At 75.3% G+C, this 1,854-nt stretch carries 3 protein-coding genes; all 3 read right to left on the minus strand.

What is annotated here, in order from left to right; all coding sequences use genetic code 11:
• On the minus strand, nt 1–316 hold a 316-nt coding region (locus ASG00_RS15160; protein ID WP_162238328.1), incomplete at its 3' end, for a hypothetical protein.
• Nucleotides 310–1,152: a hypothetical protein gene (locus ASG00_RS02600; protein WP_211255135.1), complete on the minus strand. Its 843-nt coding sequence runs from the start codon at nt 1,150–1,152 to the stop codon at nt 310–312. The genes ASG00_RS15160 and ASG00_RS02600, both read right to left, overlap by 7 nt.
• 1 nt (nt 1,153) lies before the next feature.
• On the minus strand, nt 1,154–1,854 hold a 701-nt coding region (locus ASG00_RS14275; RefSeq protein ID WP_156456182.1), incomplete at its 5' end, for a GAF domain-containing protein.

Here is a 1,854-nt window from a genome sequence, read left to right on the forward strand (position 1 = left end):
GCGCGGCCCCGCAGACGACGCGCGCCGCGAGAAGCACCCCGAGCTGGTCGAGCGGCGCGATCACCAGCAGCGCGGCGCCCGCGGCATCCAGCACGACAGCCACGACCACGATCGCCACCAGGCTCCGCCGTCGGGCGGCGCGCGCGGCGACGGTCATGCCGCCGATCGACGCGAGTCCGTGGCCGGAGAAGAGCAGCGCGGTCGCCCAGGGCGTGCCGGTCGCCGAGACGATGTGCGTGTAGAACGCGCTCGGCAGCGCCGAGAACGCGCCGACGACGGTGAGCGCCGTCGCGGTCCACCCGGTGCGGCTCACCATCGGTCCCTCACGTTCTGCGGCTCGCCGAGGGCCACGCTCGCCAGCGCCACGTCGGTGACCGCCGAACCGGCCTGATCGATCAGCACCGCCCCGTCGGGCGCCGGATCGAGTCCCGCGACGAGGCGCGCGAGCCCGCCCACCTCGTGCGCGGTGCTGCGGTCGTCGATCAGAGTCGCGTGAGCGGTCTCCCACACGCGGGCGCCGTCGAGGCAGACGACGGCCGCGCCCGGGGCGAGATCTGCGACGGATGCCACCGCGCCGCCGGCGCCCGTCGCGCTCACCGCGAGCACGGCGTCGGCCAGGGCGTCCCTGCCTCCGACGACGACCTCACCCGGGAGCGCCGCACGCGCACGGTCGCCTGCGGCGTCCGAGCGCACGAGCACCCGCCACGACCGCACACCGTGGAGAGTGGCGAGCATGTCGGCGACGGCCCGGTTGGTCGGACCGAACCCGAGGAGCGCGACGGGGGAGGCGGCATCCGCGCGCCCCAGCGCCTCGATCGCGGCGACGGCCGCCGCCGCGGTGCGCAGCCGCGTCGGCAGCATGCCGCGCAGCACCGCGGTCGGCGCCGAGCCGTCGGCGGGACCCGCGAGGATCGTCGACGTCGAGCGTCCGGCGCCGCCCTCGGCGGGAACGTACGACGCCCACTTCGAGATCGCCCAGCCGAGCGCCGGGACCACCGCCGAGATCGACAGGAAGAAGCCGCCGCCCGCAGCGGGGAGCATCTGCTTCGCGGCCTGCGACGCCTCACCGCGCCCGAGGGCGGCGAGGGCTGCCGTGCACGCATCCACGAGCGCGCGGTCGTCGACCGCGGCACGCACCTCGGCGTCGGTCACCTCACGCACGCGACGCCTCCCGGGGGTCGAGTCCGACGGCGGCCGTGGGCGAGACCGCCCCGAGCGCGAGCGACACGATCGTCGCCACCGTGCGGAAGAAGCCCGCCACCGCCGGACTGAAGGCCTTCGGCGAGCGGCTGAGGAACGCGAGATCGCCCCAGATGCGGCCGCCGGTGTGCAGGGGGAAGAGCACGCACGCGTGCAGGTCCTCGGCCGTCGACATGCGGGCGGTCACCGGGAAGCGCCCCGACAGGTTCGACATGTCGCTGAGCTGCACGGTCTGCCCGCTGCGGTACACGTGCGATCCGATGAACGCGTTGTTGACCGGATGGCCCGTGGCGATCGTCTGCCGCCAACGGGCCGACATCCCGGCGCTCGCGATGAGGGTCGCCCGGGGGTCGTCGCTCGTGCCGCCGTCGAGGCGGAAGACGGTCGAGGCGTCGGCGAATCCGCGCGACACGGCCCAGGTGACCGTCGTGTCGGCGACCGCATCGACACTGCCGGCCGCAGCGAGCGCGTCGGCGAGGGCGCCGAGCGCGTCGGTCTGGGAGGTCAGGCGGGCCAGGGCGGCACGCATGCGATCCTCGTTGCGGTTGTCGCCGATCTCGGCGGTCGCGGGGAGGAAGCGGTAGCCGACGCCTCGCACCGATGCGATCCATCGGGGGTCGCCGGACGGGTCGCCGAGCTTCTTGCGCAGGCGGG

This window comes from Microbacterium sp. Leaf351, assembly GCF_001423825.1.
Taxonomy (GTDB): Bacteria; Actinomycetota; Actinomycetes; order Actinomycetales; family Microbacteriaceae; genus Microbacterium; species Microbacterium ginsengisoli.